Source organism: Erwinia persicina (assembly GCF_019844095.1).
Taxonomy (GTDB): Bacteria; Pseudomonadota; Gammaproteobacteria; order Enterobacterales; family Enterobacteriaceae; genus Erwinia; species Erwinia persicina.
The window spans coordinates 852033-876408 of record NZ_CP082141.1 but is presented as its reverse complement, the minus strand read 5'-3'; the positions used below and the strand labels follow the sequence as shown (position 1 = coordinate 876408).

Sequence of the window (24376 nt, the reverse complement as noted above, 5' to 3'; positions counted from 1 at the left end):
ACTCAGCCGCCGTTTTTCTGGCTATCGAGGAATTTCTTCAGATCCTGCGGGCTCTGGTAACCCGGGATCATCGTCCCGTTTTCCAGCAGCATTGCCGGCGTGCCCTGAATGCCGTAAAGCACACCTAATTTATACTGCTGACCAATATCGATTTTGCCATCAATCGGTGACACTGCCTCGCCTTTCATCGCCGCGTCAAAAGCTTTACGCGGTTCACCCGCCGACCAGATCGATTTCATCTCCTTCGCCACGTTGCCGTTCATACCCTCACGTGGGAAAGCCAGATAGCGCACGGTGATCCCCAGTGCGTTGTAGTCAGCCATCTGCTCGTGCAGCTTGCGGCAGTATCCACAGGTAATATCAGTAAAGACCGTCACCACATACTGCTGCTTAGGTGCTTTATAAACGATCATCTCTTTGCTCAGTGCTTCCACTTTCTTTTCCAGAAGCTGATTAGTGACGTTGACCGGCTGGCTGCCACTGACGTCATAGAGCGGACCCTGGACAAAATGTTTGCCGTCATCGGTCACGTACAGCACACCGCTTTCGCTCAATACCGTTTTAAAACCAGGCAGTGGCGAAGGCTGGATCTCGGTCTGCTGTAAGCCCAGCTTACTGAGAGACTGTTTAATGGCGGCATCGTCGGCATGGACCAGTCCACTGGCCAGCGCGATGAGTCCCGAAAGTAACAGGTAGTGCTTCTTCATTTCATGTCCTTATAGCCTCACTAAGCGGGCTGTATTTTATATCAATCAGGCACGTGGATGATGCTGCTGGTGTAACTGGCGCAGTCGTTCGGTCGCTACGTGCGTGTAAATCTGGGTGGTCGATAAATCGCTGTGACCTAACAGCATCTGTACGACACGCAAATCGGCGCCGTGGTTCAACAGATGGGTAGCAAACGCATGGCGCAGCACGTGCGGAGACAGTTTTGCGCTATCGATGCCCGCCAGTGTGGCGTAATGTTTAATGCGATGCCAGAAAGTTTGCCGGGTCATTTGTTGCGCGCGGTTACTGGGAAACAGTACGTCCAGCGTCTGGCCGTTAAGCAGCCACGGGCGGCCATACTCAATAAACTGTTCGATCCAGTGAACCGCCTCTTCGCCCATCGGCACCAGCCGCTCTTTATTTCCCTTGCCGATGACGCGCACCACCCCCTGCCGCAGGCTGATATCGCTCAGGGTCAGCCCCACCAGTTCGGTCACGCGCAGCCCGGTGGCGTAAAGCAGCTCGAGCATCGCTTTATCACGCAGCTCAATGGGCTGATCGAGGCAGGGAGCCTGAAGCAGTCTTTCCACCTGCGCTTCAGACAGGTCTTTCGGCAGGCGCTGTGGCAGCTTGGGCGACGATAACAACGCACTGGGATCGTCCGCACGCAGCTTTTCACGGTAGAGATACTGGAACAGGCGGCGCATCGCACTGAGCAGGCGTGCCGAACTGGTGGCCTTGTAGCCCCCCTCAAGCCGTTCCGCCAGGAAGCCCTGTAAAGCTATCGCATCCACGGTCAGCAGCGACAGCTGATGATGCGCCAGCCAGCCGCAGAGCGACCGCAGATCAAGACGATATGACGCCACGGTATTTTGCGCCAGATTACGCTCGATCCACAGCGCATCAAGAAACTGCTCAATCAGATCGTTATCCTGCACCTCAACCTCTCCAGTCTGTCGTTATCATAACGATGAGTGCGCAACTAAAACCCATTTAATGCTTTAAAAACAGCATGATGACATATCGTACTGTCGTACAAAGTGCACCCATTATGCCTTATTCCTGCCGCCTTCTGATATAATCGCCGGCAGACTTTAGGAAAAACGAGTGCCACTACCATGAATATTGGTCTGTTTTATGGATCCAGTACCTGCTACACCGAGATGGCCGCCGAGAAGATCCGTGACTTTATCGGGGACGATCTGGTCACGCTGCATAACCTGAAAGACGATTCTCCGGCGCTGATGGAACAGTACGATTTGCTGATCCTGGGTATTCCGACCTGGGATTTTGGCGAACTGCAGGAAGACTGGGAAGCGATCTGGACAGAACTGCCGCAGCTTAATTTACAGGGCAAGGTGGTGGCCCTTTACGGCATGGGGGACCAGGGGGAGTACAGCGAATGGTTCCTGGATGCACTGGGGATGCTGCACGAGGTACTGGCGCCCTCCGGCGTGCAGTTTGTGGGTTACTGGCCGCTGGAAGGCTACGAGTTTACCAGTAAAAAACCGCTGACCGCCGATGGTAAGCAGTTTGTCGGTCTGGCGCTGGATGATATCAACCAGTTTGAGCAGACTGACGAACGTATTGCCCAGTGGTGTGAACAGATCCTGACGGAGATGGCCGAACTGCTGTAATCGTGGTGCCCAACACAAAAGGGCCGGTCAAAGAGATGACCGGCCCCTGAGCAGGGGCGAACCTTCTGTCACGGTTCGCCCTGTTGTGTTCAGCCGCTTATTTCCACAGACCGAAACGTCCCTTCCCGTCCTGCCCTGCTTCGCTACTCTCCTGCGGTTTAGCCGCTGCGGACAGCCGGTACCAGTCGATATTACGCGTCAGCGCCATTACCGCCGCCAGTGCCGCCATCAGCACGCCGGTGCCCAGCAGCAGCGCGCTGTCTTCCGACTGCAGCAGCTGCCACAGCACCGCATCCAGCGCCAGTACACCGCCAACGAACAGCAGGCTGCGCCGCCATCCCTGCAATACCGCCTGCAGGTAGAAGCCGTTAATGGCTGCACAGGTCAGACTTGCCGTCAGCCAGGCCAGGTTGAAGCCAATATGCTCAGACAGCGCCAGCAGTACCAGGAAGAACATCACCAGCGACAGCCCCACCAGCAGATACTGCATCGGGTGAACGCGCAGTGCGGTCAGCGTTTCAAACAGGAAAAACGCCATATAGGTCAGACCGATCAGCAGAATGGCATATTTTACCGCCCGCTGGGTCAGCTGGTACTGGTCAACCGGATTGACTACCATCGCGCTGAAGGCCGGGAGCGTTTCTGTACTGACGGTAAAATCATCCCGCACCAGCGAGTTGATGTTGTTAGCAAACCAGCTGCTCTGCCAGCGCGCCGTAAAACCTTCAGGCGTGATCTGGCGTTGTTCCGGCAGGAAGCTGCCGGTAAAGCCCGGATGCGGCCAGTTGCTCTTCAGATCAAAGGTGCTGTTTTTACCCAGAGGCACCACTTCCAGCTTCTGTGTTCCCAGCAGTTTGAGCGAGAAGTTCAGCGCCAGGCTTTTCTCCTGTAAAACCTCTGGCGGCAGCTCAACGTGTAACCCTTCGCTATTGCCCGGAAGCTGGCTACCCGGCTGGAAATCGAACTGCTTATCGCCAATATTCAGCGACGTCACGCTGCTGATCCCGCGTGGATCGCCAACGCCCATCACCAGTAGCGGATCGCCCAGAGTGACCCCAGGACGGGCAATGTCGGCCAGCTGATCCCGATTAAAGGTGGCATTAATGTTGATGCCCGTACGCCAGACCTGCCCCTTGTAAATGCCGACCTTGCGCTCTTCCACCTTCTGATCGCCCGTCACTTTCAGGCTTTCAGGCAGAAAATAGCGCAAATGGGTGACCTTTACCGTAACCTCCTTTCCCTCACGCATTTCCGTGACGATTTCGCTCCAGGGAATGGCAATCAGCGGTCCGAACAGGCGCTGCGGACCGCTGGTGCTCTGGCTGAGCTTGTCTGCCACGTTGTCGCGCCATACGCTGCGCTCGGTGATCAATGTACTGAGCATACTCAGCGGCACCAGCAGCAGTAACAGGCAGCCGATAAGCGTTAACATTTTCCATAATACGGGGGATTTATTCATGGGCGATTCTCCTGTGTGTATAACGCAGAAGATAGCCCCCCTGAATGGGGAGAAAATGAAGTTATGTGAAGAGACGGTGAAGTCAGACGTTATTTTTTATCGTCAGTTGCGCACAGACGCCACCTTCCGCCCGGGGGGTTAACGTGATGCTCCCCTGATGCAGTCGCGCCACTTCGCGGACAAAGGCCAGCCCCAGTCCACTGCTCTTTTCACCATTGCTGCGCGGCAGCGAATAGAACCGGTCGAAAATATGAGGCAGTGCATAGTCAGGAATACCGCTGCCACTGTCCAGCACCTGAAAAATCATTTCGTCCGTGCTCTGGCTGACCTCAATACGCACCTCTCCCGCCAGCGGCGTAAAATCGAGAGCGTTATCCAGTAAATTGGCCAGCGCCTGCTCCAGCAGTAGCGGATCTGCCCGAACGGACAGCCCCACCAGTGCCTCAGCATCAAAAGTCAGTCGTTTGCCCTGGGCCTGAACCGCCCGGCTGTCGCACAGTCCCGTGACCAGCGGCAGCAGGCTGACGGTCTGCCGCTGGATCTCCGGACGGTTTTCCAGCGTGGCCTGGCGAAGCAGGTTGTCGATAAGCCGCTGCATCCGGATATTTTGTTGCAGGATATTGGCCGAGAAGCGCTGAACCACCGCAGCAGGGGGGCATTCATGCAGAATTTCAGCCGCCCCCCGGATTGCTGCCAGCGGGCTTTTCAGTTCGTGAGTCAGCGCATGAGCATAATGCTCAATATAGCGTTTACCCTCCAGTTTCAGGCGCATACTTTCCAGCGCCTGTGCCAGCTTGCGCAACTCACTGCTGTTCATGGCGGGAAGGGGCAGTGCCTCTCCCTGGGTGACGGAGTCGGCGTAACGCACCAGACGCCCCACGGAACGGTTAATCCACAGCACAAAAGTCAGACCGATCAGCAGCGCGATCCCCAGCAGCGCCGCCCCTGCCCACAGGATACGACGCTCACTGCGGCGGATCACCGGCACCATGGTGCTGTTGGCCTTCCCGACGCTGAGGACCCCCAACAGCCTGGCGCCGTCACGCACCGGTGCCGCGACATACATGACGGAACTGGCATCATCATCCGGATTACTGCGCGAGCTACGTGCGCCGTATTCACCCCGCAGGGTCAGCAGGACATCATTCCAGCGGGAGTAATCCTGACCCAGGGCTACGCCAGCAGAATCGAACAGCACCCTGCCTTTCTCATCGGTCAGATAGACCCGGTACTCATTACGACGCTTGGCAATCCCACTGATATCCGCCCTGACCGGATAGCCGCGCAGCTGTGAGAAAGCGGCGGCAAGCTGCCCGTTCTGCGGCTGGCCACTGAGAATATCGGCCCGCGCAAACTGTGCCAGCAGCGTGGCGGTATCCACCAGCGTCCCTTCGGTAGCGCGGCGGACGCCGGGTTTAACTTCTTTAAGAAAGATACTCAGCACAAACCACGCGGCCACGGCAACGATCAGGAAATAGCCCAGCAGCAAACGCATCCCGATGCGCATCAGCCAGCCACCAGGCTGTAGCCGAGGCCGCGATGCGTCAGCAGCACCTGCTCATGCGGATTGATGTCACGGAGTTTGGCGCGCAGCGTTTTAATATGAGTATCAACAGTACGATCAAGGCTCTCTTCCGCCTCTTTCCACACCAGATTCATCAACTGCTGCCGGGAAAAAACCCGCCCGGGCGACAGCAACAGGGTTTTCAGCAGCAGATATTCATAGCGCGTCAGGGCCAGCGGCTGCTGGCACCACTCCACCCGGGCGGAAGCCTCATCCAGCGTAAAACTGCCAACGTTATACTTTGGCGACTGTGCAATACGCTGCTGTTTTTGCAGGCGACGCAGCAAAGTACGTACCCGGGCACAGACTTCACGTGGCGAAAAAGGTTTAGCGACATAATCATCCGCCCCAATCTCCAGCCCCAGCAGGCGATCAACCTCTTCACTGCGGGCGGTGAGGAACAGCACGGGCAGATCGGGCTGACTCGCCAGCAGCCGGCGGCACAGCTCAAAGCCGTTGATATCCGGCAGCCCCACATCAAGGATCACCAGGTCGGGCACTTCCTGCCCCAGTGCATCCAGCATCGGCATTCCTCTGGGGAACCAGCGGGTGGAAAACCCCTCAAGCTGCAGCATATACAGCAGGGTATCAGCAATGGCCGCTTCATCTTCTACCAGCCACAGGGTCGCGCTACTCATCACGCCATTCCTTTTTACTGAGCAATTGCTGGCGCAAAAGCCGCCACTCACTGTTATCCATACCATCGGCAAAAAGCCACAACCGTTCATGCCGCCCCTGGTTGTCCCGTAAGGACAGACGCACGGCATGACGGGTCATCCATGGCGGTGAAACCATCTGCCACTGTGCCTGATGCCACTGGACGCGACGGCCGCTGAGCAGTACAAAAAGCCCCTGCCAGCGCCGGGTGCGGCGGCAACTGCGCAGGCACTCCCCCCCTGTCAGCAACAGCAGAGCAACTTTAACCAGCGAGGCTTCAGGAGGCCAGGGTGCCAGCAACAGTAACAGCATCACGCCACCGTGCAGTAGCAGGGATAAGCTCTGCGCGTGCCGTGAAAGCCGAAGGTTACAGTGGCACCGGACCACGTTCTCTGTTTCGGTCCTGGATCAGGGCGACCATGCGCTTTAACTCGTCATCGGCCGGTTCGCCATGATTCATCAGCCAGTTAAACAGATCGGGATCATCATTCTCCAGCAGGCGAACGAAAAGTTGTTTATCCTGATCGTTGAGCGAGTCATATTCATACTCAAAAAACGGCATGATGGAGATATCCAGCTCACGCATACCGCGACGGCATGCCCAGTGAATTCGTGATTTGTTTGAAATATCCATGTCACTCTGTGTCGGTTAACAAAACATGGCGCTCAGTGTACCGCTTTTTTGCTTCACTGTTGATGCAGCAATTTTTCCCCTGCGCGCTGCAACACAAAACAATGACATGGGTTGCAGGGTTATCACACGTTTTGTGCCGCAATTTCCGGAAACAAGTTGCAAAGCCGGGCTGCTCTTTTAACATGAGACACAAATTTTCATCCCTTGCTGACTTTAGGACTGAACTATGCCGACGATTTCTTTCCCGCCACGTCAACCTACTGCCTCGGCGCGTCTGCCGTTGACCCTGATGTCACTGGAAGAGTGGGCGCTGGTAACGGCTACGGGTGCCGATCGTGTCAGCTATTTGCAGGGGCAGGTCACGCTGGATGTGGCCGCCCTGGCCGCCGATCAACACCGCCCTGCTGCGCACTGTGATGCAAAAGGAAAGATGTGGAGCAATCTGCGCCTGTTCCACCGCGCCGATGGCCTTGCCTTTATTGAGCGCCGCAGCCTGCGTGATAACCAGCTGGCAGAGCTGAAAAAGTATGCGGTCTTTGCCAAAGTTGCCCTGACGCCCGATGATGAGTCCGTCCTGCTGGGCGTGGCCGGTTTCCAGGCCAGAGCAGCACTGACCAATCTGTTCAGTATGCTGCCTGACGCTCAGACGCAGGTGGTGCAGGATGGCGAGAGCACCCTGCTGTGGTTCGATCTGCCCGCCGAACGTTTCCTGCTGGTCACCAGCGCAGAAAAAGCCGAAGCGCTGCGCGTCGCACTGGCGGACGCCGCACAGCTGACCGACAGCTCACAGTGGCTGGCGCTGGAGATTGAGGCTGGTTTCCCGGTGATTGACAGCGAGACCAGCGCCCAGCTGATCCCGCAGGCCACCAACCTGCAGGCGCTGGATGCCATCAGCTTCAAGAAAGGCTGCTATACCGGGCAGGAAATGGTGGCGCGGGCTAAATTCCGTGGCGCGAATAAACGCGCACTCTACTGGCTGGCGGGGAAAGCCAGCACCGTCCCGGTAGCCAACGGCGCGCTGGAAATGAAGATGGGTGAAAACTGGCGTCGCACCGGAACCATTCTGGCAGCCTGCCAGCTCGACAACGGTGAAGTTTGGGTGCAGGCGGTGATGAATAACGACCTGGAGCCGGATACGGTTCTGCGCGTGCAGGGCGATGAGGGTGGGCAGCTAGCCATACGGCCGCTGCCCTACGACATCGCTGCGGGATGACCGGGGCGCTGCCCCCTACATCACGTAGAGATAAATCGCCAGGAAGTGGCAGAAAGAGCCGCCAAGCACGAAACCGTGCCAGATGGCATGATTGTAAGGGATACGTTTCGACACGTAGAAAATCACCCCCAGCGAATAGGTGATCCCGCCTGCGGCCAGCAGCCATACGCTGCCCGCAGGCAGGCGCATTACCATCTGATACAGCACAATCACTGAGAGCCAGCCCATCAGCATATAGGTGATCAGGGAGATGGCTTCAAAACGGTGAGCAAACACCAGCTTGAAGATAATCCCGACCAGCGCCAGCCCCCAGATCACCACCATCAGCCAGTGTGCCAGCGGCGACCGCAGCCCCACCAGCAGGAACGGCGTATAGGTTCCGGCAATCAGCAGATAGATCGCGGCATGGTCGAGTTTTTTCAGCCAGAATTTAGCCCGTTCACCCGGTACTGAGTGGTAGAGCGTCGAGGCAAGAAACAGCAGGATCATGCTGCCGCCGTACAGACTGTAGCTGACGATAGCCAGCGTCCCCGCGTTGTTATTAATCGCCTGATCCAGCATCAGCACCAGACCAATAATCCCCAGCAGGCAGCCGAGTCCGTGGCTGATGCTGTTCGCCCACTCTTCAGCGACGGAATAGCCTGCCGTCGGTACTTTTTGCTTCACCATAATCAATTACTATCCCCGGTTTACCCGCCACCACCATCATAAAATGCCATGACGGAAATCTCATCAGACCTAGCGTAACTGAGAATAATTTCAGAGTACACATGTAAGCTAAAATATACTGCGACATCCTGCACGCACATTCCTGGGCGAAATACGCAATCGTTTACCTTACAATATGGACACCTTTTTTAGCGATAAGTGAGACAGCGATGTCAGACAGGGTAGCAGCCTTAGATTTCGGCGCGATGACGGAAGTGGTGCAGTTTTTAATGGAGCTGGACAAGCTTAAAGGTGTGGAGCGCCGTACCCGCCTGCTCGACAATGCGCGCCAGGAGAACTCGGCAGAACACAGCTGGCACCTTGCCATGGCAGTGATGAGTATGGCCCCCTTCTCGCCGGATCCCATAGATGTACAGCATGCAATAAAACTGGCGCTGGTGCATGACGTGGTCGAGATCGATGCCGGTGATGTCATGGTCTATGACACTGCTGCGCGTGAAGCTATTCAGGTTCAGGAAATTGCCGCAGCACGCCGCATATTTGGCCTGTTGCCGGGCGCGCAGGGTGAATATTTTCGTGCGCTGTGGGACGAATACGAGGCGGGGGACACCGCAGAAGCGCGCTTTGCCAATATGCTGGACCGCGCGCTGCCGGTTATGCTTAATCTGCACAATCAGGGGCAGAGCTGGAAAGACAACGGTATCCGCCTGGTGCAGGTAAAGGCGCGAAATGTGGAACTGGCGCAGCAGTGGCCTGCATTATGGCAGCATCTGGAGCAGCACCTGGACTGCGCACATGCGAAGGGCTGGCTGCTGTAGGGCAGATCCGCCGGCAGGCTGACCAGAAAAGCAGGTCAGCCTGCGTGAGTGAGTGAGATGGCAAGGTGCCCGGGACGACCGCGCCCTTTTTTGTTCGCCCCGTTTTAACGCCCACCTGCCGCGTCAATAAACGTACCGGTGACGTAGGATGCCTCGTCACTCAGCAGCCAGGCTATCGCACTGGCAATCTCCCCGGGGTGCCCGCCGCGCTGCATAGGGATCGCAGAGGCCAGGCGGTCCACCCGCTGCGGTTCGCCCCCGTCAGCGTGCATGTCGGTATAGATATATCCGGGACGGACGCCATTAACCCTGATGCCCTGCGCGGCCACCTCCAGCGACAGTCCCCGGGTCAGCGTGTCCATTGCCCCTTTTGACGCAGCATAATCGACGTACTCCCCCGGTGAACCGGTGCGCGACGCTGCCGAAGAGACGTTCACAATCGCCCCGCCGCCACCGCCGTGATGATGCCCCATGCGTTTCACCGCTTCGCGACAGCAGATAAAAGCACCGGTGACGTTGGTGGCAAAGACCCGGTTTATACGCTCTGCGGTTAACTGCTCCAGTGTCGACTGCTGAAAGAGGATCCCGGCGTTATTGACCAGGGCTCTCAGCGGCTCCGGCTGACGGTCAATGTCGGCAAACATCGCCATGACCTGAGCTTCGTCCGCAATATCCGCCTGCACAGCAAAAGCGCTGCCGCCCTGTCGTTCAATCTCTGCCACCACCGACTCTGCCTCAGCGGTACGATGCACGTAGTTAACTGCGACCCGCCAGCCCTGTCGGGCCAGCAGAATCGCCGTCGCACGCCCAATGCCCCGACTGCCGCCGGTGACTAATGCGATGTTCATCTCGTCTCTCCCATAAAAAAGGGCTGACCGCAAAAGAAGGTCAGCCCCGGCATAACCCGCGCAGGCGATAATGCGAAGGGTTACTCGTATTCGCTCATCGGTACACAGGAGCAGAACAGATTACGATCCCCGTAAACATCATCCAGACGTTTCACGGCAGGCCAGTATTTATTCGCACTTCCTGCCGGGAATACCGCCAGTTCACGGCTATAAGGATGGCTCCACTCGCCGACCATTTCCATCTGGGTGTGCGGTGCATTGACCAGGGGGTTATCTGCCAGCGGCCACTCGCCGTCTGCCACACGATCAATTTCGCTGCGGATAGCCAGCATCGCATCAATAAAGCGATCCAGTTCAACCTTACTTTCCGACTCGGTTGGCTCCACCATCAGCGTACCCGCCACCGGGAATGACATGGTCGGCGCATGGAAACCGTAGTCGATAAGGCGTTTGGCAATATCCAGCTCACTGATACCGGTCTGCTCTTTCAGCGGCCGAATATCCAGGATACATTCATGCGCCACCCGGCCATCACGGCCGGCATAGAGGATCGGATAGGCCGACTGCAGACGATGCGCAATATAGTTGGCATTGAGGATCGCCACTGAGCTGGCCTGTTTAAGACCTTCAGCGCCCATCATGCGGATATACATCCAGCTGATCGGCAGGATTGACGCGCTGCCAAACGGCGCTGCTGATACCGCGCCCTGCCCGGTCAGCATGCCTTCAATTTCTACCACGCTGTGGCCCGGTACAAAGGGGGCAAGGTGAGCTTTGACGCCAATCGGCCCCATGCCCGGCCCGCCGCCGCCGTGCGGGATGCAGAAGGTTTTATGCAGGTTAAGGTGTGAGACATCCGCCCCGATGTAACCCGGCGTGGTGATCCCCACCTGGGCATTCATGTTGGCTCCGTCCAGATATACCTGTCCACCGAACTGATGAACGATCTGGCACACCTCACGGATCGTCTCTTCATAGACGCCGTGCGTGGACGGGTAAGTCACCATGATGCAGGAGAGGGCTTCACCCGCCTGTTCTGCTTTCACACGCAGATCGTGCAGATCGATGTTGCCCTGTTTGTCACAGGCGACCACCACAACGGTCATCCCCGCCATCTGTGCCGAGGCCGGGTTGGTGCCGTGCGCCGAGCCAGGGATCAGACAGATGTGACGTCCCCCTTCATTACGGCTTTCGTGATAGCGGCGTATCGCCAGCAGACCTGCATATTCACCCTGGGCGCCGGAGTTGGGCTGCATACAGAGTGCGTCATACCCGGTCAGCTGCACCAGCCAGCGCGAGAGCTGGCCAATCATCTGCAGGTAACCGCCCGCCTGCTCAGCCGGGCAGAACGGGTGCAGTTCTGCAAACTCTGGCCAGGTGATGGGGATCATCTCTGCTGCTGCATTCAGCTTCATGGTGCACGACCCCAGCGGGATCATTGCCTGATTCAGCGCCAGATCTTTCCGCTCCAGGCTGTGCATGTAGCGCATCATCTCGGTTTCGCTGTGATAACGGTTAAACACCGGATGAGTCAGGATTGGTGCTGTGCGGATCATCGCTGACGGGATGGCGCTGGCATCGCTATCCAGCGCATCGATATTCAGGCCATGCTCCTCTCCCAGCAGGATCGAGAACAGTGCCACTACGTCTTCCCGGGTAGTGGTTTCATCCAGAGTGATGCCCACCGCATTGAGAATATCGCTGCGCAGGTTCATACCGAAGCTCAGGGCGCGATCCAGTACCGCCGCTTTGTCGCTGACTTCCACGGTCAGGGTATCGAACCAGGTGTCATGGCGCAGTTTCAGGCCGCGCTGCTGTAATCCCTGCGCCAGGATATCGGTCAGCCGGTGAATGCGGGTGGCAATGCGCTTCAGGCCAGCCGGCCCGTGGAATACCGCGTACAGGCTGGCGATGTTGGCCAGTAATACCTGCGAGGTGCAGATGTTGGAGTTCGCTTTCTCACGACGGATATGCTGTTCACGGGTCTGCATTGCCATACGCAACGCGATATTCCCTGCCGCATCCCGGGATACGCCAATAATCCGGCCAGGCATTGAACGCTTGTGCTCATCGCGGGCGGCGAAGAAGGCGGCATGAGGACCACCATAGCCCATCGGCACGCCGAAGCGCTGGGCAGAACCGAAGACGATATCGGCCCCCTGCTGGCCCGGTGCCTGTAGCAGCACCAGCGACATCATATCGGCCGCCACGCTGACCACCACGTTGCGGCTTTTCAGCCGGGTAATCAGATCCGTATAATCATGTACTTCACCGCCGGTGCCGACCTGCTGCAACAGCACGCCGAACACCTCATCCAGCTCCAGCACTTTCTCTGCTTTGTCCACCAGCACGTCAAAGCCAAAGGTTTCTGCACGGGTGCGCACCACATCCAGCGTTTGCGGATGGATATCATCAGCGACAAAGAAACGATTAGCATTTTTGAGCTTGCTGACGCGTTTTGCCATGGCCATGGCTTCAGCGGCGGCCGTCGCCTCGTCCAGCAGGGAAGCGGAGGCAATATCCAGCCCGGTCAGATCCAGCGTCAATTGCTGGAAGTTCAGCAGGGCTTCCAGACGCCCCTGAGAGACTTCAGGCTGATAAGGGGTATACGCGGTGTACCAGCCGGGATTTTCCAGCATATTGCGCAGGATCACCGGAGGCGTCAGCACCGGCGTATAGCCCATACCGATAAACGATTTGTAACGCTGATTCTGCGACGCAATCGCCTTTAACTCGGCCAGCGCCAGGTGCTCCGTCAGCGCATCGCCTACCGCAGGCGGGCTGGGAAGCTGGATGTCGGCAGGCACAATCGAGGCAATCAGTTCGGCCAGCGACGTCGCGCCGATGGCGTTGAGCATGACATCCTGCTGTTCCTGCGAAGGGCCGATATGGCGCTCAATAAATGCACCGTGGTGTTCAAGCTGGCTGAGTTTCTGGGTCATGGGTGGTCAATCCTGCATCAGGCACAAAGAGGCGGGACAGGCAGAGAGCCAGTCCCGAAATGACAAGTGAGCGGGCTGTTATTCAATTGTTCCCTGGTAGCCTGCTGCATCTAATAACGTCTCAAACTCGGTATCATCCGTCGCTTTAATACGGAACAGCCAGCCATCGGTATAGGGGGCGCTGTTAACCAGTTCAGGTTCAGCATCCAGCCCGCTGTTCACTTCCACAATCTCACCACTCAGGGGCGCATAAATATCGGAAGCGGCTTTCACGGACTCTGCCACCGCGCAGTCTTCACCCTGGCTGTAGGTATTGCCGACGTCCGGCAGGTCAACAAAGACCATATCTCCCAGCAGCTCCTGCGCGTGTTCGGTAATGCCCACGGTGTAGGTGCCATCCGCTTCTTTGCGCACCCATTCATGGCTGTCACGATATTTCAATTCGGCGGGTACATTGCTCATTAAATTGCTCTCCAAAAGTTACTTCGTTACCGGTTTTCCGGCGCGGACAAAAACGGGCCGGGTGACGCGCACCGGCATTTCACGGTTGCGAATTTGCACCACGGCATGTTCGCCAATCCCGGCGGGTACGCGTGCCAGCGCAATGCTGCACCCAAGCGTCGGGGAGAATGAACCACTGGTAATGACGCCTGCCAGCTGATTGCCTGCGGCATCGCTGAAGTGAACCGGCAGTTCATTACGCAGTACACCTTTTTCGGTCATGATCAGCCCCACCAACTGGTCGGTACCTTTTTCACGCTGAAATTCCAGCGCTTCACGGCCAATAAACTCACGATCTGAGGGTTCCCAGCCGATGGTCCAGCCCATATTGGCTGCCAGAGGGGAGACGCTCTCATCCATTTCCTGCCCATACAGATTCATACCCGCCTCCAGACGCAGCGTATCGCGTGCGCCCAGCCCGGCAGGTTTAACCCCGGCAGCCAGCAGTTGCTGCCAGAACCCGGCTACCTGATCGTTGGGCAGGGCAATTTCATAACCCGCCTCCCCGGTATAACCGGTTGTGGCAATAAAAAGATCGCCGGACTGCACGCCAAAGAATGGCTTCATGCCGCTGACGTCCTGCCGCTGCTGGTCATTAAACAGCGTCTGCGCTTTTTGCTGGGCATGAGGGCCCTGCACTGCCACCAGCGCCAGATCGTCACGCTCGATCAGTTCTACGCCGAACGCTGTCGCATGCTCACCTATCCACGCCAGATCCTTTTCACGGGTGGCAGAGTTGACCACCAGGCGGAAAAATTCTTCATCCATAAAGTAAACAATCAGATCGTCTATCACGCCGGCAGAAGCGTTGAGCATGGCAGTGTAAAGTGCTTTTCCGGGCTGGGTCAGCCGGGCCACATCGTTGGCCAGCAGATAGCGCAGGAACTCGCGGGTGCGGACACCGCGCAGATCAACAATGGTCATGTGGGAAACATCAAACATCCCGGCATCCGTGCGCACCGCATGATGTTCATCCATCTGAGAGCCGTAATGAAGCGGCATCATCCAGCCGTGAAAATCGACCATACGGGCACCGCTTGCCTGGTGCTGTTCAAACAACGGGGTTTGCTGAATCTCGCTTTGCTGAACCATAGTTTTCCTGTGCCTGAGTCGGTTGCTGACGCGCGTCGTTCACCACCCGGGATAGCCGACGCAATCGTTACCTTCACTATGAACTTACCACCGAACCCGTCAATTAACCATAAGGTAAACGAGGTCGAACCCGCTCTGCCTCAAAACAGGGCGCCGTTGATTTTCTGGTTTTTTTCACTAAAAAAATGCGTTATTACACACAAAAACGGCAATTCATTGCGACAAACATAGTTTAAACATACAGCACAGGCATTAACCCGCCGTAAAAAAGCGAAGGGTAACCAAAGGTGGCATTACAAAAAGTAATGCGAAGAGGCCCGTAAAATTAGAATTTTTCAAACGACGGGCAAAAATGGGGCAGATATTGCACCAGCGGGGCGCAGGTTCTCAGGCAGGCAGGAATAAAAAAAGGGGAGCGAAACGCCCCCCTTTCTGCTGGCTACTTAGCGCAGCCAAGCCGGCAGGTCATGCAACCCCATCGCCTGCTTTAACAGCCGTGGCTTCACGCCCGGCAGATTATCGGCTAACGCCAGGCCCACATCTCGCAGCAGTTTCTTCGCCGGGTTGTTACCGTTAAACAACTCGCGGAACCCCTGCATACTGGCCAGCATCACTGCAGCGCTGTGTTTACGGCTGCGCTCGTAGCGCCGCAGATACAGGTGCTGACCAATGTCTTTACCCTGCTGCTGCAGGCGTTTCACTTCACCGATCAGCTCTGCCGCATCCATAAAGCCGAGGTTAACGCCCTGCCCGGCCAGTGGATGAATGGTATGCGCAGCATCCCCCACCAGCGCCAGACGATGTGCGGCAAAATGACGCGCATAGCGGCCCATCAGCGGGAAGGCTTGACGTTCGCTTTCTGCCTCACACAGCCCCAGACGCAGGTCGAAAGCCACCGACAGCTGCTGGTTAAACACCGCTTCCGGCATCGCCTGAAGGCGGGTCGCCTCCTGCGGCGGCAGCGACCAGACGATAGAGCTGAGATGCGGATCGCTCAGAGGTAAGAACGCCAGGATACCGTCACCGTGGAACACCTGACGGGCCACCGACGCATGCGGCTGTTCCGTACGAATATTCGCTACCAGCGCATGGTGCTGGTAGTCCCAAAAGGTGAGCGGAATATCGGCCTTGTTGCGCAGCCAGGAATTGGCACCGTCTGCCGCCACCAGCAAACGGGCCGTCATCATGGTGCCATCCTGCAGCGTCACAAAGGCTTCATTGTCGCCAAACGCTACCTGCTGCAGTTCCGCAGGAGCAATCAGCGTGATATCGCTCAGGCCCTCTGCCCGCTGCCACAGCGCCTGATGGATCACTGCATTTTCAATAATATGCCCAAGGTGGGCCAGGCCCTGCTGCTCATCGTCAAAAACAATGCGCCCGAAACTGTCGCGGTCCCACACTTCCATGCCGTGATAGGCGCTGGCGCGTGCGCTGAGGATGGCATCCCAGACGCCAAGGTGCTGCAACAGTCTTTCGCTGGCAGCATTAATCGCAGAAACGCGTAACGCCGGGGGTGCGCTGGTATCGCGCACCTGCGGGGCTTCACGCTCCAGTACGGCGATGCGCAGACCGCTGCCCTGTAAGCCACAGGCGACTGCCAGTCCGACCATTCCACCACCGGCGATGATCACATCATAGGTTTGCATGACTGCTTTCTCCTCAACGCTTAACCCAGCCCAACGTGCGCTCGGCAAGCAAATTACGTAATGGCGGTAGATGATCCATCGCCATCAGTCCCAGATTTCGCCCTGCGACCAGCGGCGTGTAACGGTTAGCAAACAGTCGAACCAGCCCGTCGGTAATACCAATCGTCGCCTGTGCGTCCGGCTGCCGGCGCTGCTGATAATGTTGCAGTGTAGCGTAAGCCCCTGTTTCGCGTCCGGCACGCCAGGCCGCCGCCAGCGTTTCGGCCAGCGACATGACATCACGAATCCCCAGATTAAACCCCTGTCCGGCGATCGGGTGCAGGGTCTGTGCAGCATTACCAACCAGCGCCAGCCGGTGAGCAATATGCTGAGAGGCGGTTTGCAGCCGTAACGGATAGCTGGTGCGCTGCCCTACCTGTGTAATGCGCCCCAGCCGCCAGCCAAAGGCACGCTGCAATTCAGCGATAAAGCGATCGTCGCCCCAGCGATCCACCGCGTCTTTTTGTGCCAGAGGATGGCACCATACCAGCGAACTGCGGCCAGCGGACATCGGCAACAGCGCCAGCGGGCCGAATTCGGTAAAACGCTCGAACGCACGCCCCTGATGGGCTACCTGCGTCGACACATTGGCGATCACGGCGACCTGCTGATAGTCCGCACTCTGCCACTGGACACCGCAGGCCGCAGCGACCCGGGAGTGCGAACCGTCTGCGGCGACCAGCAGATGGCCAGTCAGCTGCTCACCGCTTTCCAGCGCCACGCACACCCGATCCCGGGTACGTTCGACGCTGGCCACTTTATCCGGGCAGCGCAGGGTGACACCCGGGGCGTTTTTCAGGCGGGAAAACAGCCGCTGGCCCACTTCATGCAGCTCAACCACCTGCCCCAGCGCCGACACGCCGTAATCGGCCGCAGTCAGCGAGACAAAGCTGGCATGGCCGCGATCGCTGACATGTACATCGGTGATGGCCGTCGCGGCGGAGGCCAGCAGTGGCCAGAGGCCGATTGCCGCCAGCTGCTGACAGGTCCCCTCTGCCAGCGCAATCGCCCGGCCATCAAAGCCAGGATGCACACGGCTGGCAGGCTCGGTTCCCTCCACCAGCGTGACCGCCAGCTGCCCCTGCGTCAGGTGTGAAATGGCCAGCGCCAGCGTCGCGCCGGTCATCCCGCCGCCTGCAATAATTATGCTCATGAGCGTTTCGCTGCTGCCATTAATGCTTCAATGTCATCGGCATCTTTTACCACCGTATCCGTGAGGTTTTCGTTACCTTCTGCGGTGATAATGATGTCATCTTCAATGCGTATGCCAATACCGCGATACTCAGCAGGCACATCGGCATCCGGGGCGATATACAGGCCAGGTTCAATAGTCAGCACCATACCGGGTTCGAGCAGACGATCGCGGTCGACGCCGTAATGACCGACATCATGCACGTCCAACCCCAGCCAGTGGCTCAGGCCATGCATAAAGAATTGCCGGTGTGCATTTTCTGCGATCAGGACGTCGACATCACCATGCAGAATGCCCAGCTTAACCAGCCCCGTGACCATCACTTCCACCGCTGCCGCCGTCACTTCACGGATACTGGTACCCGGGCGATAGAGCGCCAGCGAACGGTATAAGGCGGCCAGGACGATATCGTAGAGCGCGCGCTGCGGCGCGGTAAATTTCCCCCCCACCGGGAAGGTGCGGGTAATATCTCCGGCATAGCCTTTCAGTTCACACCCGGCGTCGATCAGCACCAGCTGGCCGTCGCGCATCTGACTCTCGTTTTCGGTGTAGTGCAGAATACAGCCATTATCCCCCGCGCCAACAATGGTGTTGTAGGACGGAAAACGCGCGCCGTGACGGTTGAATTCGTGGTGAATTTCCCCTTCGAGCTGGTATTCATACATCCCGGGACGGGCTTTCTGCATGGCGCGGGTATGTGCCAGCGCACTGATACGCCCGGCTTCACGCAGCACAGCCTGCTCTTCCGGCGATTTAATGAGACGCAGTTCATGAACCCACGGACGCCAGTCGGTCAGTGTCGCGGGCGCAGACAGGTTCTGTCGCGAACCCCGGCGCAGCACGTCCAGCGCGTTGAAGACGATGGTGTCGGCAAAGGCATACTGTCCCTGGGCATGGTAGATCACATCCAGCCCGTTCAACAGCAGGTGCAGTTGCTCGTTAATGTCACTCCAGGGAAGAGCACGATCGATCGCCAGCTTTTCCGGTGCAGCCTCCTGGCCCAGACGGCGGCCAAACCAGATCTCAGCCGTCAGATCCCGCACCCGATTAAACAGGACGCTGTGGCTGTGGTTATCTGCACTTTTGATCAGCAGCAGTGCCGACTCGGGTTCGTTGAATCCCGTGAAGTACCAGAAATCACTGTTCTGTCGATACGGATACTCACTGTCATTACTGCGCGTTGCTTCCGGTGCGGCGAAAATAATCGCCGCGCTTGCCGGTGCCATCTTCGCTAACAGCGCCTGACGACGGCGCAAAAACTCCTGCTGGGTCATTTGACCTCCTGAATGCTGTTCCGTTAAATCACCACGGGCGGCCTGACGGACCGCCTCTTAGTGCAGCGTCGGCTTTTTCATCACGACATTGGTCGGCACGGCGCGGGTAAAGGTGTCATGACACAGCAGTGCAGCCACACGCACATACTCAATGACCTCTTCCAGCGACTGTTCCAGTTCTTCCTGATCTTCATCTTCATCATAACCGAGCTGGGCAATGGTGCGCAGATCGTCGATGGCTTCTCCGGTTTCCCCTTTCACTTGGCCAATTTTAGGCTGTACAACGCCCAGGCCAAGCAGGAAATGGTTCACCCAACCTGCCAGCGCATCGGCACGATCAAAAACGGTGATGTCGTCATCTTCCGGCAGGTAAAGCTGGAACAGGAAGCCTTCATCTTCCAGTGTATTACCAATCGCTTCGTGCATCTCCTGCAGGGGTTGCGCCAGCGTTTGCGAAAACGCCATGCCCTCATTGGTCAGGTCGTGCATCAGCGTTTGCCAGCTGCTGTCATGGTTGCCGCCGCAGATCAATCCGCTGATCAGGCCATGCATCTCGGCAGGGGTCATTCCTACGCCCTGCTGCGTCAGTACTGAGGCCAGCGTGTTGTAGCCCGGCATAATGTTCGTTAGTGACATGGGTTTTGTTCGTCGTTGGCTGGTTAAGTTCGTGGTATGCTACCACCAGGTGCCTCAACGATTCCAGAAAGGGGTTGTTTCTTATATTAGGGGTAGTTATAGTAGCGCCCCTCCCAAGCCCTTGAGCGGTAAGGGTGATGGCGGGCGCAGTAATCAGTCAGGAAGGTGGCATGTCTGCACAACCGGTAGATATTCAAATTTTTGGCCGTTCATTAAGAGTAAATTGTCCGCCCGAACAGCAAGATGCGCTGAATCTGGCTGCCGAAGACCTCAATCAACGGTTGCAAGACTTAAAAGTTCGCACTAGAGTCACTAATACCGAGCAACTGGTATTTATTGCTGCACTGAACATTTGCCATGAACTGGCGCAGGAAAAAGTCAAAACCCGTGACTATGCGTCGAACATGGAACAACGAATTCGGATGCTGCAACAGACCATTGAACAGGCATTGCTTGAGCAAGGTCGCATAACTGAACGTACGGGTGCGAAGTTCGAATAACACTTCAACGTTAGCTGTGATACAGTGACGGTGAAGTAAAAAATTCTCTGAGATGTTTGCAAGCGGGCCCGTCCCCTGAGCCGATAATTAATACCAAACAGAGTGTGACGCTCTGTAACCTGTGCGCAAGCTCGGTTCGTCCGAGAAGCCTGATGGTTACGACGGCATACTCACCTTGAACCATGGGTTCAAGGGTTACAGCCTGCGGCGGCATCTCGGAGATTCCCACGTTTTATCTCCACTCTTTTTTCTGGTATTTACACTCTCTGCAAGACCCGGCAATCTGAAGACACCCTTTGCTTTTGGAGTGGCCAGCTATGAGCCTCCTTCTTCGCGACCGTCAGGATATCCGCACCCATATCCGCCACCTCCGGCGAGAACTCAGCCATGAACAGCAGCAGCTTGCTGCCGTGCAGGTCGCTGACCATGCCCTGAATTTTGCCCCGGTACAGCAGGCGAAGAATATTGCGCTGTTTCTTTCTGTCGACGGTGAAATCAATACCCGGCCGCTGATTGCCAAACTCTGGCAGCGTAAGCAGCGGGTTTATCTTCCGGTTCTGCACCCTTTTTCTCGCGGTCAGCTGTTGTTCCTGCGTTACGATGAACACACCGAACTGCGCAATAACCGCCTGCGCATACCCGAACCGCCGCTGGATATCCGTCATTTGCTGCCGCTCAGTGAGCTGGACGTGCTGATGGTACCGCTGGTGGCGTTTGATGCCGGCGGTCAGCGTCTGGGTATGGGGGGCGGGTTTTATGACAGAACGCTGCAGAACTGGCAGCAGCACGGCTTTCTGCCGGTGGGTCTGGCGCATGACTGTCAGCAGGTGGAACGCTTACCCGTCGCGGAGTGGGATGTCCCATTACCGGCGTTGATCACGCCGTCCAGGCTGTGGCAGTGGTGAAGCAAAAGGGGCGACTCAAAAAGTCGCCCCTCAGGGGTATTGTACCGGTGCTGACCTTCTTATTCGGTCAGCCCGTCTGTCAGTACAACAAACGTGCGCGTACAGTGCCCGGAATAGCCTTCATCAACTGCAGGGCTTTATCAGCCACATCCTGCGGGGCATCGACGTCGATGACCACATAGCCCATCTGCGGCGTGGTTTGCAGATACTGGGCAGAGATATTGATCCCCTGCTCGGCAAAGATCAGGTTGATTGCTGTCAGCACACCGGGACGGTTCTCATGGATGTGCATCAGACGGCTGGCATTTGCGCCGTGCATCGGCAGTGAGGCTTCCGGGAAGTTAACGGCAGACAGCGTCGAGCCATTGTCTGAGTATTTCGCCAGTTTACCAGCCACTTCAATACCAATGTTTTCCTGTGCTTCCTGCGTGGAGCCCCCGATATGTGGTGTCAGGATCACGTTATCAAACTCACACAGCGGCGAGTTGAACGGGTCGCTGTTGGTCGCCGGCTCTTCCGGGAAGACGTCAATCGCCGCCCCGGCCAGGTGCCCGGTGGCCAGGACGTGACACAGGGCCGGGATATCGACCACGGTACCGCGCGAAGCATTGATCAGCAGCGCACCCGGCTTCATCAGCGCCAGTTCGTCCGGCCCCATCATATTCTGGGTAGACGGTGTTTCCGGCACGTGCAGGCTCACCACGTCGCTCATATTCAGCAGGTCGGAGAGATGCTGTACCTGGGTCGCATTACCCAGTGGCAGTTTGCTTTCGATATCGTAGAAGAAGACATGCATCCCGAGGCTTTCCGCCAGCACGCCCAGCTGCATACCAATGTGACCGTAACCGATGATCCCCAGCTTTTTGCCGCGAGCTTCATAGGAACCTACCGCCAGCTTATGCCACTGGCCCCGGTGTGCTTTGGCATTGGCCGCCGGCACGCCGCGCAGCATCAGCAGCAGTTCACCGATAACCAGTTCAGCCACGGATCGGGTGTTGGAGAAAGGTGCGTTAAACACCGGAATGCCGCGCTTCGCCGCCGCATTGAGATCCACCTGGTTGGTACCGATGCAGAAGCAACCCACCGCAACCAGTTTTTCTGCTGCGGCGAAGATCTCTTCGGTGAGGTGGGTACGCGAACGCAGCCCGATGAAGTGCGCATCGCGGATGGACTCTTTCAGTGCTTCGCTGTCCAGTGCGCCCTTGTGAAATTCAATGTTGGTGTAGCCAGCAGAACGCAGATTATCAACTGCACTCTGGTGAACGCCTTCCACCAGCAGGAATTTAATCTTGTCTTTCTCCAGTGATACTTTTGCCATTTCCCGACCCTATTTAGCAGACTTCAGATGTGGCTTAATCCCCAGGCTTTCCCGTTTACAGGCGTAACATCAGCCTGCAGAAAGGATAAAACAGCGGGGAGATAAGATAGCCTTCTGTCAAAATAACAAAATTTACGCCCGCAGCAATACAAACGATTGCCTGGCTGCCAGCATGGCAACACGGTCGGCCAGAACATTGCGATAGAAAATCGTGGTGCAGCGCGAACCATCAGGAGGATCGCGCTTCAGGCAGCCCGAATGTGACATAAGTCACTAAATATTGCCTGCAAAAGAAAAGATGTTTTTTAGATAAAAATAACTGCCCGCGGGCAGATCATTTTTGAATGGTTTGCACGCCGTCAGCCGTCCCGATCAACGCAACATCGGCGCAGCGGGCAGCAAACAGCCCGACAGTGACCACTCCAGGCAGCGCGTTAATCGCCGTTTCCAGACGCACAGGGTCGATAATTTTTAGATTATGCACGTCGAGAATAATGTTGCCGTTGTCGGTTACCACGTTTTGACGGTATTCCGGCTGCCCACCCAGCTTGACCAGCTCACGGGCGACATACGACCTCGCCATAGGGATCACCTCAACCGGCAGCGGGAAGCGCCCCAGCACATCCACCTGCTTGGAGGCATCGGCAATACAGATAAAGCGATCGGCCACGGCAGCGATAATCTTTTCGCGCGTCAGCGCCGCGCCGCCACCTTTGATCATCTGCATCTGACCGTTGATTTCGTCTGCGCCGTCCACATACACGGACAATTCGTCGATTTCGTTCAGATCAAAGACGTGGATGCCATACTCTTTCAGTTTGGCCGTGGAGGCTTCCGAACTGGAAACAGCGCCTTCAATCTGATGTTTAATTGAGGCCAGAGCATCAATAAAATGCGCAGCGGTCGACCCCGTTCCCACCCCTACGATGGTGCCCGGCGTGACGTAGTCCAGTGCAGCCCAGCCTACGGCTTTTTTCAGTTCATCCTGTGTCATGGTATGTTTAAAACCTGTGAGTCACTGTGTGCGCGTAGTATAAAGCAACGCTGAGAAAAAAAACCGCCTTACGCGGTCTTTGATTAACAGGAATGGAACCCACCCCACAAAGTGGCGGATTGGTCAGTGATGCCAGCCAAAGGCAAAACATGAAAAATATGGCATAGTGCAGAACCACACCTGAAAGAGAGTACAACGATTAATGAAACGCCCGGATTATCGAACGCTTCAGGCGCTGGATGCAGTGATTCGTGAACGCGGCTTTGAACGCGCCGCGCAAAAGCTCTGTATTACCCAGTCAGCGGTCTCGCAGCGTATCAAGCAGCTTGAGAATATGTTCGGCCAGCCTCTGCTGGTGCGAACCGTACCGCCGCGCCCGACAGAGCAGGGCCAGAAGCTGCTGGCCTTACTGCACCAGGTGGAGCTGCTGGAAGAAGAGTGGCTCGGGGACGATATCAGCGGCACCACGCCCCTGCTGCTGTCGCTGGCGGTGAACGCCGACAGTCTGGCGACCTGGCTGCTTCCCGCGCTGAAAACCGTACTGACCGATTCCCCGGTGCGCCTGAATCTTCAGGTGGAAGATGAAACCCGGACTCAGGAACGCCTGCGCCGTGGGGAGGTTGTGGGTGCCGTCAGTATCCAGCCGCAACCGCTCCCCAGCTGTCTGGTGGATCAGTTGGGTGCGCTCGACTATCTGTTTGTGGGATCGAAGGAGTTTGCCGCCCGCTACTTCCCGAATGGCGTGACGCGCTCTGCGCTGCTGAAAGCCCCGGCAGTGGCCTTTGATCATCTGGATGATATGCATCAGGCATTTTTACAGCAGAACTTTGACCTGTCACCGGGCAGCGTGCCCTGCCACATCGTTAACTCGTCGGAAGCGTTTGTCCAGCTGGCCCGTCAGGGCACCACCTGCTGTATGATCCCGCATCTGCAAATCGAACGCGAGCTGGCGGAAGGCGAGTTGATTGATTTAACCCCGGGCCTGTTGCAGCGTCGGATGCTTTACTGGCACCGCTTTGCGCCGGAAAGCCGCCTGATGCGTAAGGTGACGGACGCGCTGCTGGCGCACGGCCATCGCGTACTGCGTCAGGATACAGAATAACCCCCTGTCAGGGTCGGGGCCGACCTCA

The 24376-nt window shown here is 57.1% G+C and carries 25 protein-coding genes and 1 other RNA gene; 7 read left to right on the top strand and 19 right to left on the bottom strand.

Annotated elements, in window-relative coordinates; translation table 11 throughout:
- Window positions 1-2: 2 nt before the first annotated feature.
- Both dsbC and xerD read right to left on the bottom strand, forming a co-directional pair.
- Window positions 3-707, bottom strand: coding sequence for a bifunctional protein-disulfide isomerase/oxidoreductase DsbC (gene dsbC / locus K6L24_RS04020; RefSeq protein ID WP_118663263.1), 705 nt, complete (start codon window positions 705-707; stop codon window positions 3-5).
- Window positions 708-752: 45 nt separating this feature from the next.
- Entirely contained in the window at window positions 753-1646 is an 894-nt protein-coding gene (xerD, locus tag K6L24_RS04015; protein WP_062744282.1) for a site-specific tyrosine recombinase XerD, read from the bottom strand.
- Window positions 1647-1826: 180 nt separating this feature from the next.
- Here xerD and fldB point away from each other — a divergent pair, with 180 nt between their 5' ends.
- Window positions 1827-2345, top strand: coding sequence for a flavodoxin FldB (gene fldB / locus K6L24_RS04010; RefSeq protein ID WP_062744283.1), 519 nt, complete (start codon window positions 1827-1829; stop codon window positions 2343-2345).
- Between the two features lie 97 nt (window positions 2346-2442).
- Here the strand turns inward: fldB and creD are convergent, their stop codons facing one another.
- The 5 genes from creD to sdhE form a co-directional block, all read right to left on the bottom strand.
- A complete protein-coding gene (gene creD / locus K6L24_RS04005) occupies window positions 2443-3804 on the bottom strand; it encodes a cell envelope integrity protein CreD (RefSeq protein ID WP_137269030.1) in 1362 nt (453 codons plus the stop codon).
- 82 nt (window positions 3805-3886) lie between these two features.
- Window positions 3887-5311, bottom strand: coding sequence for a two-component system sensor histidine kinase CreC (creC, locus tag K6L24_RS04000; protein ID WP_191927640.1), 1425 nt, complete (start codon window positions 5309-5311; stop codon window positions 3887-3889).
- On the bottom strand, window positions 5311-6006 hold the full coding sequence (creB, locus tag K6L24_RS03995; RefSeq protein ID WP_062744286.1) for a two-component system response regulator CreB: 696 nt from the start codon (window positions 6004-6006) through the stop codon (window positions 5311-5313). The genes creC and creB overlap by 1 nt, the downstream gene beginning before the upstream one ends.
- On the bottom strand, window positions 5999-6412 hold the full coding sequence (locus K6L24_RS03990; RefSeq protein WP_062744287.1) for a protein YgfX: 414 nt from the start codon (window positions 6410-6412) through the stop codon (window positions 5999-6001). Before K6L24_RS03990 ends, creB begins: the two co-directional genes overlap by 8 nt.
- The gene (sdhE, locus tag K6L24_RS03985; RefSeq protein ID WP_062744288.1) at window positions 6393-6659 is read right to left on the bottom strand and encodes an FAD assembly factor SdhE; all 267 of its coding nucleotides are present in this window, start codon (window positions 6657-6659) and stop codon (window positions 6393-6395) included. The genes K6L24_RS03990 and sdhE overlap by 20 nt, the downstream gene beginning before the upstream one ends.
- 226 nt (window positions 6660-6885) lie before the next feature.
- On the opposite strand from sdhE, the gene ygfZ reads away from it, so the two are divergent.
- Window positions 6886-7872 carry a tRNA-modifying protein YgfZ gene (gene ygfZ, locus K6L24_RS03980; protein ID WP_062744289.1) on the top strand — a complete coding sequence of 329 codons (987 nt, stop codon included), beginning with the start codon at window positions 6886-6888 and terminating at the stop codon, window positions 7870-7872.
- Window positions 7873-7887: 15 nt separating this feature from the next.
- Here ygfZ and trhA read toward each other — a convergent pair whose 3' ends face one another.
- Window positions 7888-8541 (bottom strand): PAQR family membrane homeostasis protein TrhA, encoded by a 654-nt coding sequence (gene trhA, locus K6L24_RS03975; protein WP_118665636.1) that lies wholly within the window; start codon window positions 8539-8541, stop codon window positions 7888-7890.
- Between the two features lie 209 nt (window positions 8542-8750).
- Here trhA and K6L24_RS03970 point away from each other — a divergent pair, with 209 nt between their 5' ends.
- Entirely contained in the window at window positions 8751-9359 is a 609-nt protein-coding gene (locus K6L24_RS03970; RefSeq protein ID WP_062744290.1) for an HD domain-containing protein, read from the top strand.
- 104 nt (window positions 9360-9463) lie between these two features.
- On the opposite strand, the gene K6L24_RS03965 is transcribed toward K6L24_RS03970, so the two are convergent.
- The 8 genes from K6L24_RS03965 to K6L24_RS03930 all read right to left on the bottom strand — a co-directional run bounded on the left by K6L24_RS03965 (window position 9464) and on the right by K6L24_RS03930 (window position 19529).
- Window positions 9464-10207: an SDR family oxidoreductase gene (locus K6L24_RS03965; protein WP_118663257.1), complete on the bottom strand. Its 744-nt coding sequence runs from the start codon at window positions 10205-10207 to the stop codon at window positions 9464-9466.
- An 80-nt stretch (window positions 10208-10287) separates the two neighbouring features.
- Window positions 10288-13149 carry an aminomethyl-transferring glycine dehydrogenase gene (gene gcvP / locus K6L24_RS03960; RefSeq protein WP_118663255.1) on the bottom strand — a complete coding sequence of 954 codons (2862 nt, stop codon included), beginning with the start codon at window positions 13147-13149 and terminating at the stop codon, window positions 10288-10290.
- A 78-nt stretch (window positions 13150-13227) separates the two neighbouring features.
- Window positions 13228-13611, bottom strand: a complete 384-nt coding sequence (gcvH, locus tag K6L24_RS03955; protein ID WP_062744293.1) for a glycine cleavage system protein GcvH — start codon at window positions 13609-13611, stop codon at window positions 13228-13230.
- Between the two features lie 18 nt (window positions 13612-13629).
- Window positions 13630-14742, bottom strand: a complete 1113-nt coding sequence (gene gcvT / locus K6L24_RS03950; RefSeq protein WP_062744294.1) for a glycine cleavage system aminomethyltransferase GcvT — start codon at window positions 14740-14742, stop codon at window positions 13630-13632.
- A 443-nt stretch (window positions 14743-15185) separates the two neighbouring features.
- The gene (gene ubiI, locus K6L24_RS03945) at window positions 15186-16388 is read right to left on the bottom strand and encodes an FAD-dependent 2-octaprenylphenol hydroxylase (protein WP_062744295.1); all 1203 of its coding nucleotides are present in this window, start codon (window positions 16386-16388) and stop codon (window positions 15186-15188) included.
- A 13-nt stretch (window positions 16389-16401) separates the two neighbouring features.
- Window positions 16402-17580, bottom strand: a complete 1179-nt coding sequence (gene ubiH / locus K6L24_RS03940; RefSeq protein ID WP_062744296.1) for a 2-octaprenyl-6-methoxyphenyl hydroxylase — start codon at window positions 17578-17580, stop codon at window positions 16402-16404.
- Window positions 17577-18893 (bottom strand): Xaa-Pro aminopeptidase, encoded by a 1317-nt coding sequence (gene pepP, locus K6L24_RS03935; RefSeq protein WP_187509502.1) that lies wholly within the window; start codon window positions 18891-18893, stop codon window positions 17577-17579. The genes ubiH and pepP overlap by 4 nt, the downstream gene beginning before the upstream one ends.
- 57 nt (window positions 18894-18950) lie before the next feature.
- Window positions 18951-19529: a YecA/YgfB family protein gene (locus tag K6L24_RS03930; protein ID WP_062744298.1), complete on the bottom strand. Its 579-nt coding sequence runs from the start codon at window positions 19527-19529 to the stop codon at window positions 18951-18953.
- Between the two features lie 170 nt (window positions 19530-19699).
- Between K6L24_RS03930 and zapA the strand changes: the two genes are divergently transcribed.
- From zapA to K6L24_RS03915, 3 genes are all read left to right on the top strand, one after another.
- Complete coding sequence (gene zapA / locus K6L24_RS03925; RefSeq protein WP_062744299.1) at window positions 19700-20029, top strand: cell division protein ZapA; 330 nt, start codon at window positions 19700-19702, stop codon at window positions 20027-20029.
- Between the two features lie 41 nt (window positions 20030-20070).
- Window positions 20071-20255: non-coding RNA, 6S RNA (gene ssrS, locus K6L24_RS03920), on the top strand.
- Between the two features lie 91 nt (window positions 20256-20346).
- Entirely contained in the window at window positions 20347-20934 is a 588-nt protein-coding gene (locus K6L24_RS03915; protein ID WP_062744300.1) for a 5-formyltetrahydrofolate cyclo-ligase, read from the top strand.
- A gap of 79 nt (window positions 20935-21013) precedes the next feature.
- Here the strand turns inward: K6L24_RS03915 and serA are convergent, their stop codons facing one another.
- The 3 genes from serA to rpiA all read right to left on the bottom strand — a co-directional run bounded on the left by serA (window position 21014) and on the right by rpiA (window position 23246).
- Window positions 21014-22252: a phosphoglycerate dehydrogenase gene (gene serA / locus K6L24_RS03910; protein ID WP_062744301.1), complete on the bottom strand. Its 1239-nt coding sequence runs from the start codon at window positions 22250-22252 to the stop codon at window positions 21014-21016.
- 132 nt (window positions 22253-22384) lie between these two features.
- Window positions 22385-22519: a hypothetical protein gene (locus K6L24_RS22365; protein ID WP_255851439.1), complete on the bottom strand. Its 135-nt coding sequence runs from the start codon at window positions 22517-22519 to the stop codon at window positions 22385-22387.
- A 67-nt stretch (window positions 22520-22586) separates the two neighbouring features.
- Window positions 22587-23246 carry a ribose-5-phosphate isomerase RpiA gene (rpiA, locus tag K6L24_RS03905; RefSeq protein ID WP_062744302.1) on the bottom strand — a complete coding sequence of 220 codons (660 nt, stop codon included), beginning with the start codon at window positions 23244-23246 and terminating at the stop codon, window positions 22587-22589.
- Window positions 23247-23448: 202 nt separating this feature from the next.
- Here rpiA and K6L24_RS03900 point away from each other — a divergent pair, with 202 nt between their 5' ends.
- The gene (locus K6L24_RS03900) at window positions 23449-24348 is read left to right on the top strand and encodes a LysR family transcriptional regulator ArgP (protein ID WP_062744303.1); all 900 of its coding nucleotides are present in this window, start codon (window positions 23449-23451) and stop codon (window positions 24346-24348) included.
- The last annotated feature ends 28 nt before the right edge of the window (window positions 24349-24376 follow it).